This window comes from Mesorhizobium sp. M5C.F.Ca.IN.020.32.2.1, assembly GCF_004023105.1.
Classification (GTDB): domain Bacteria; phylum Pseudomonadota; class Alphaproteobacteria; order Rhizobiales; family Rhizobiaceae; genus Mesorhizobium; species Mesorhizobium wenxiniae.
Genome location: NZ_RZSX01000287.1, coordinates 1 through 6,866, shown reverse-complemented (window position 1 = coordinate 6,866; position 6,866 = coordinate 1). Strand labels below are relative to the sequence as shown.

At 60.4% G+C, this 6,866-nt stretch carries 8 protein-coding genes; 5 read left to right on the top strand and 3 right to left on the bottom strand.

Translation table 11 applies throughout. The annotated features are described in order from the left end of the window. Positions 1-190, bottom strand: a 190-nt coding sequence (locus EOA86_RS41515; RefSeq protein ID WP_348633351.1) for a hypothetical protein, incomplete at its 3' end; no start/stop codon positions are given. Between EOA86_RS41515 and EOA86_RS16110 the strand changes: the two genes are divergently transcribed. Both EOA86_RS16110 and EOA86_RS16105 read left to right on the top strand, forming a co-directional pair. Further along, positions 107-1,195 (top strand): pitrilysin family protein, encoded by a 1,089-nt coding sequence (locus tag EOA86_RS16110; RefSeq protein ID WP_348633350.1) that lies wholly within the window; start codon positions 107-109, stop codon positions 1,193-1,195. The genes EOA86_RS41515 and EOA86_RS16110 overlap by 84 nt on opposite strands. Before the next feature lie 184 nt (positions 1,196-1,379). After that, the gene (locus EOA86_RS16105) at positions 1,380-2,855 is read left to right on the top strand and encodes an NAD-dependent succinate-semialdehyde dehydrogenase (RefSeq protein WP_091595859.1); all 1,476 of its coding nucleotides are present in this window, start codon (positions 1,380-1,382) and stop codon (positions 2,853-2,855) included. 796 nt (positions 2,856-3,651) lie between these two features. On the opposite strand, the gene EOA86_RS16100 is transcribed toward EOA86_RS16105, so the two are convergent. Beyond that, positions 3,652-4,167 carry a DUF2285 domain-containing protein gene (locus EOA86_RS16100; protein WP_236370644.1) on the bottom strand — a complete coding sequence of 172 codons (516 nt, stop codon included), beginning with the start codon at positions 4,165-4,167 and terminating at the stop codon, positions 3,652-3,654. A gap of 869 nt (positions 4,168-5,036) precedes the next feature. On the opposite strand from EOA86_RS16100, the gene EOA86_RS16095 reads away from it, so the two are divergent. From EOA86_RS16095 to EOA86_RS16085, 3 genes are all read left to right on the top strand, one after another. Next, on the top strand, positions 5,037-5,426 hold the full coding sequence (locus EOA86_RS16095) for a transposase (RefSeq protein ID WP_268931540.1): 390 nt from the start codon (positions 5,037-5,039) through the stop codon (positions 5,424-5,426). Positions 5,427-5,722: 296 nt separating this feature from the next. Then, positions 5,723-5,944, top strand: a complete 222-nt coding sequence (locus EOA86_RS16090; protein WP_127323343.1) for a hypothetical protein — start codon at positions 5,723-5,725, stop codon at positions 5,942-5,944. 44 nt (positions 5,945-5,988) lie between these two features. Next, positions 5,989-6,297, top strand: a complete 309-nt coding sequence (locus EOA86_RS16085) for a hypothetical protein (protein WP_128342513.1) — start codon at positions 5,989-5,991, stop codon at positions 6,295-6,297. Here EOA86_RS16085 and EOA86_RS16080 read toward each other — a convergent pair. After that, on the bottom strand, positions 6,276-6,866 hold a 591-nt coding region (locus EOA86_RS16080), incomplete at its 5' end, for a hypothetical protein (protein ID WP_206630035.1). The genes EOA86_RS16085 and EOA86_RS16080 overlap by 22 nt on opposite strands.

Genomic DNA, 6,866 nt, shown 5'->3' with positions numbered 1-6,866 from the left:
GGTGTGCATGCTTCCCAAACAGCAGGACGCCGCGTTCGGCCTGCTTCGGCTCGCACTCAACGCGCCGCGCTTCGACCAGGGGCCGATCGATCGCGTCCGCGCCGAGATTGTCTCCGACATCGTCGGCAGCGAGCGCGACCCTGACGCAATCGCTCAGCGCAAATGGCTGCGCGCGATCTATGGCACGCATCCTTTTTCGAGGCCGGGAGAAGGCACAAAAGAGAGCCTGGCCGGCATCACGCCGTCCGACCTCCTCGCCTTCCACAAGGCGATTTTCGCTCGCGACGGGCTCCATATTGCCGTGGTCGGTGACATTGATGCAAACACGCTGAGGGAAAGGCTCGACCAGCTGTTTGGTGACTTGCCTGAGCAACAAACCCTCGCCCCCGTCGCCGATGTCGTACCGAAGCTCGGCCAACTGGTGGAGGAGAACTGCGACCTGCCGCAGACTTCGCTGCGATTGGCCTGGCCTGGCGTGAAGCGTAGCGCGCCGGATCACTTCGCCACCGTGCTGATGAATGACATCCTCGGCGGCTCGGGCATGACTTCCCGCCTTTTCGAGGAGGTGCGCGAAAAACGCGGCCTTGCCTATCACGTCAGCTCTGAACTGACCCTTGACAAGCTTCTGGTTACGACAGAGACACGCTCGGACTGCGCCGCCCAAACGCTGAGCATCGTGCGAGATGTGGTAAAGCAGATGGCGCAGCAAGGACCGACCGGGGCCGAGCTCAAGGCGGCGAAGAAGCACCTGATCGGCACCTATGCCATTGACCGTCTGGGCTCGACCAGCTCGATTGCAGACCGGCTCCTGGATTTGCAGATTCACAAGGCCGACGTCGACTACAACCAGCGTCGCGCCCGCAGCATCGGTCGGGTGACGCTCAAACAGGTCAAGGCGGCGGCCAAGAAGCTGCTTTCGGCCGAGCCCGCCATTTTGGTGGTCGGCCGCCGCTGGGCGGCAAGGATGAGTAAAGAAACTCATCTCGCCTTCCTTCTTCCTTGGGGCTTCTCGTGGGAAGAGCGAATATGGAGGCCGGTGGGCCAAGCAGATCATGCAGACCCGCGGAGTCGTTTCGCGGGCCTTGCGCGGCATTGGCGGTCCAGGCGGGCCTCTCGCCGAAACGGCGCTCCTCAGCATGTATGCCGCCTTTTGCAGAATACACTCGCACGCCACCAGCAGGCAGCGGGTGGATGAAGCAAACATCCGGCTGCTCAATCCATCAACTGATGAACCGCGGGCACTCAAACTAACGGAACTGTTGTCGTATGTTTGGTCTACCAGCTGCTTTGCCGAGGCCCTAGGACGAACCCGCTGGTGCAGAATACACACCGACGGCCTGTCGACCTGGATGTTCGCTGCGTTGAGGAGGAATCCGGTATTGCCCCTGTGCCTGCCGATGATCCGCCGTCTGAAATCCCCGCACCTGTTTGGAGCCATCGACCGCCTGCCGGCACTCGGCAGACCGGTTGGCAATAAGACGTTCGAGGTCGTCAATCCGTCGACCGGCGAAGTTTTGGCAGAGCTTCCCGATATGGGCGTGGAGGAGACACGTGCTGCGGTAGACAAGGCCTATGTTGCGCAGTCGGGATGGGCCGCGTTGACTGCCCGAGAGCGTAGCGACGTTCTTTGGCGATGGCATCAGCTGATCATCGACCATGCAGGCGATCTCGCCGCGATTCTGACTGCGGAAATGGGCAAGCCGCTTGCCGAAGCCATGTCAGAGGTATCGCATGCGGCGGCGTATCTGCAATGGTATGCCGAGGAGGCCAATCGCGTCTATGGCGAGACGATCTCGGCACCCTCGACAGACCGCCGAATGCTAGTGATCAAGCAGCCCATCGGCGTTGTTGGCACGATCACGCCATGGAATTTCCCGGCCTCCATGGTGGCGCGCAAAATCTCGCCGGCCTTGGCTGCGGGCTGCACGATCGTGCTCAAGCCCGCTGAACAGACGCCGCTCGTGGCTGGCGCAATGTTCGCCCTTGCCCATCAGGCCGGCTTTCCCGATGGCGTGGTCAACCTGATCTATGCGTCCGAAGGTGATCGCGTCGGCCGTGAACTCTGCACCAATTCCAAGATCCGCAAGATCAGCTTCACCGGTTCGACCGAGGTCGGGCGGCTGCTGATGCGTCAGTGCTCTGACCAGATCAAGAAGGTTAGCCTTGAGCTCGGCGGCAACGCACCTTTCATCATCTTCGATGATGCCGACATCGACGCTGCTGTTGACGGTGCGATCCAGGCGAAGTTTCGCAATGCCGGCCAGACCTGCGTTTCGGCGAACCGTATTTACGTCCAATCGAGCGTTCACGATGAGTTCGTCAAGAAATTCGTGGAGAAAGTCCGGCACTTGTCGGTTGGCGACGGATTCGATGCCGGAGTGGACATCGGACCGCTCATCGACAGGCATGCTCTGGCCAAGATAGAGTCTCACATCGCAGATGCCATTGCGAAAGGCGGCACAATACGATGCGGGGGCCAACGTATCGGCAAGAATGGCACGTTTTTCAAACCCACGGTCCTCACCGAGATTTCCAGCGTCATGGCAGTCGCGCAAGAGGAGACATTCGGGCCGCTGGCGCCGATCATTCGCTTCAACGATGCGGATCAGGTCGTGCGCGAGGCCAATGACACGATTTACGGCCTCGCCGCATACTTCTACGCCTCCAACATGAAGCGGGTCTGGCGTGTGGCAGAGGCTCTGGAATATGGCATGGTTGGCATAAACACGGGACGCATGTCCTCGGAGGCGGCACCGTTTGGCGGCATGAAGCAATCCGGCATCGGGCGGGAGGGTTCCCGCCATGGCCTCGAGGACTATCTGGAAATGAAATATCTCTGCATGGGCGGGATTTGAAACCTGCTGCACTGTCTCTCCGCCCACCGGCCGCCCACCGGGGGCGGCCTGCGGTCAATGCCGCCACCTAATTTGAAGTTCCTAACGCCGTTGACCTGAAACACGGATGCCCGGCAGGAGACTGAGCTCGCTGCCGGGCCGGACATGCCTTGGGAGGGCATAAGTCAGCGCTCCTAGGGCCGATGGGGCCACTCAGTTCGTGCGCCTTTTGCCGATTGCGTTGCATGTGCCGTGCCAAGCCAAAAAGCATTGATAAACCGCCGATGGATCAGCTTTTGCCCTGTTGCGCACTCTACATTGTGGGATATGCGACAATGCCCAAGCGGTTGGATCGTCGTGTTGCAGACCCCCAGACGGGTCATGATTGCTATTCTTAGGACAGTGCGCAGCAAGCGCTACCCGCTGTACTACAGGCACACCATTTCCATAATCAAGCGGTGAGTGCGATGTCTGACCGAGCTGTCGGTCCAGGGGACAGTGTGAGGTCTCAAATCCCTCCATATTGTTGCACCCGCCGGTCCAACAGGACTGCAGGTCCGGACTCAAAGGATCTTGGCTGCTATGGCGACATTGCGGTGCACGCCGCTTTCCGACCACTGATGTGGGTTCAGGTCGAGGCCGGCCCTAATGAACCACCGCCTTGGCAACTTCACCGATGTCATTGTGGCGTCGGCCGACGCCTGACCAGAGCGTACCCGCAAGGCGCCATGCAGATCTGTCGGCGGGCGAACTGTTGGTGACGGGGCAGCTGCGAGCGAACGTTCATCCACTGACGCACAGCGCGGACTGTCGCATTTCAAATTAGGAAATCTCTGTAGCCACCATTCATGAGCGCGCGGCCACGCGAGACGGCCCGACGGATGCGGTCGCGCAGATGATCGCGAGGATCCGCCCAGTCGGCATGGACGCGCCGTTGACCGATGAGAACTTCGGCGAGCTCGCGATGTGGTGCTCCGGCGAGCGAACCGTCGAGCGCACGAAGAACGAAGGACAAACGGACGCCGCGCTTTTCCGGCGCAAACAAGCGGGGGGGCAAATGTTGCCCTAGACTGAGAGCATTGAGGCACTCCAGTCCCCTCAGTCGATGCTTTAAAAGCACCGCGGGCCAGATGGCTTGCGTATGCAGGCAAACAGGGTGGAGGATATTCGCGCCCGAGACGGCGAGCTGCAGCGCGTGGTCCGCATTGCGAAGAAGAACATGCTGGCTCTTGTCGGGCGCCTGCAGGACGGTTGCACGACAGGGCAATGCCGAGAGTTCGAACGGCGGTGTCGGCGACGAGGCAGGCAACCGTTCCGCAATGAGCGGCAGCACATGGACGCACCAGAGCGGACACCAGAATACGACCGAAGCGCGGCCACAAGACTCCGCGAAACAGAACACCCCAGCGTGACAGGTCGCCGGCCGACGCGACCATATCGAGAAAGGGTCGGAGAGACCAAGTCTTGCAATGCTGGCGCGCAGCGGTCAGATCGCGCTGGAACGCCGGGTTGCGGCGTAAGAACTCCCAAGCCCACTCCCGCAGCGTCAGGCCAGCGGTGTAGTCGTATGATCTTTCATCCCGCCAATCGGCCTGATCCGCGCCAGTCAGGAGATTCATGACTGACACCCCCTGCCCGCGCCTGCGTGCGTAGAAACATTATGCCACTTCGCAAAGCACCGGCGAAGGCAGCAGACGTCGAAGGCACCTTTTTGTTGAAGCGTCAGCCATCGCCACTGTCGGCGACAGAAGATGTGCGCAAATTGCCACCAGACCGTTGAACCCGCACAGTGACGGCCAGCGCGACCTGAGCACGCCGAGGGAATTGATTCCGTCACCGTCATCGGCTCCTGCGTCCCATCCAGACGTCCCTTGAAGGCGCAGAAGCGCGGCAGTGGATGGAGCTGCCTGTCGGCAAGTTTTCGTAGCGGCGGCGCCATAGGCACGGTCATCGGAGGGTCTCCTGCGGCAAGTTTTCGCCATTGGAGGCCAATCTCCCCGCTATGGCAGCCTGTGCAGTTGCACAGGTGAAGCGGACCAATCAGGGGGGAGCTATGGCGGAAACTGGGTGATGACGGTTTGAGGAGAGCGGCGTATCGAGGCGGGTGATGAAGCCTGCCAGTACCTCTCAAGGAGAGCGATACGCCATGAACGAGACTATCAACATTGTTCGCCTTCGTCAGCCCGACGAAATCGGTGATACCTGACGGATGTACTTCGCAGCGGCGCGCGCAAATTGCTTGCGCAGGCGATCGAGATGGAAGCCGAGGCGTATGCTAAGGCGGTCGACTGCCTGACGAAGGATCAGAATGCGTTCCTGGCGTTTTACGATTTCCCCGCCGAACACTGGGATCATCTGCGAAGGTCCAATCCCATCGAAAGCGTCTTTGCGACCGTTCGCCACCGCACGGTGCGTACCAAGGGCTCGCTATCCTCGAAAACCGCCCAGCTGATGGTCTTCAAGCTGGTCATGGCCGCGGCCAGGACGTGGCGACGATTGAAAGGACAAAATCAGTTGCCGAAACTCATCGCAGGTGCCAGGTTCCTGGACGGAATCGAGGTCATCGAAACGAAGCCGCAGAGCGCCGCTTGATCAGCCTCGTCACCCAAATTCCAGCATAGCTCCATCGGAACTGCCAGCCTTCCTTGCCAATCAGGCGCAGATCAGCGCTGACGATACCGAGGACGGCGACGGCGATCACCTCCAGGCCGCCGAGTAACGACCCTCAAAACACCGCCCTGGGCCCGGCCGTCCCATCGGGCCTTTTCTGTTTCTGGACAAAGAGCAAACATACGTCCGCAAGCGACATTTACGAGAATGCCCCACTCGGGAGCCTGATCAACTATGGTGATCGTGCCCCCAAACAGCTTGCCCGACAGGACCTTCTCATGAACGCCCTTCCCGCACGAGCCGCCGGCATTCCGGCTGGCTTCCTCGATCAGACCGCGTCCGACCGGACCAGCCGCGCCACCCGGATTCTGCATGCCGCCGACCAGATCACGCCCTTCCTCGAACGGGGTCGGCCGATCGGCGCGAATGCAAGGGAGCGGGCTTTGCAAAGACCGGCAAGGCAGAATGGGATTTCTGGGAACTGGTCGAGGCCAGCCTGAACCGGTATCTTGTGCCTGCCCTCGGGAGTCGCTCTATCCCCCATGTGACCGACACCGACATTGCTAACATCACCAAGAAGATCGTCGCCGGGGGTCACCCGCAAGCGGCTAACACGGCCTTCTGGTATATGCGGGCATTTTCAACTGGTGTCGCAAACCGCCGCAACGGCTCATCGCGGTTTCCCCGCGAGGAATTGGAAAATCCGGCCCCGATCGTCAAGCGCAAGCGAGTGGTGAACGATGCCGAACTGGCGGCTATCCGGTGTCGCAAACCGCCGCAACGGCTCGTCGCGGTTTCCCCGCGAGGGATTGGAAAATCCGGCCCTGATCGTCAAGCGCAAGCGAGGTGGTGAACGATGCCGAACTGGCGGCTATATGGACGGGCTGTGAGCCCGAACCGGGCGATATCGGCTATTCGTTCGGCTCCATCGTCAAGCTGCTCATGCTGACCGGACAGAGGCGTACGGAAGTTGCCGCGATGCGGGATCCGCCCCCAATCGGGGCGGCGCGGCATCAGGAACCGCAACTCACCATAGATTCGCTTGGCATCCGCGTAGTCGCTGCTCCCCTCATTCTCGTCGGACGCATTCATCGCCATATCGAACGGGTCCAGATAGCCTTCGAATGCGGATTCTGCAAAAGGACCTGCCAGACACGTAACTATCTCCCGGATCGCACAATCGCGTTCCAAATATTGATCCATATCGTCCTCGAAAATCGGCTTTCGCTTCGAGGTGAATCCTTGCGCTGAATAAAAACCCGCGCCTTCGACAACACCACGGTAATCTCCGTCACCGGGGTCGGGGTAAATACTAACACTTGAGAAAGCAGGGAGTTTACGGTCGTCGTCGAACATCTGACGGTTCAAAACGATGGCGGCCACCGCGTGCCCGGCTTCGTGGTGCGCCACAAACGGGAGATA

Coding starts and splice junctions, on each gene's coding strand:
- EOA86_RS16090 (WP_127323343.1), top strand. CDS start 5,723: ATGAACGCCCTTCCCGCACGAGCCGCCGGCATTCCGGCTGGCTTCCTC.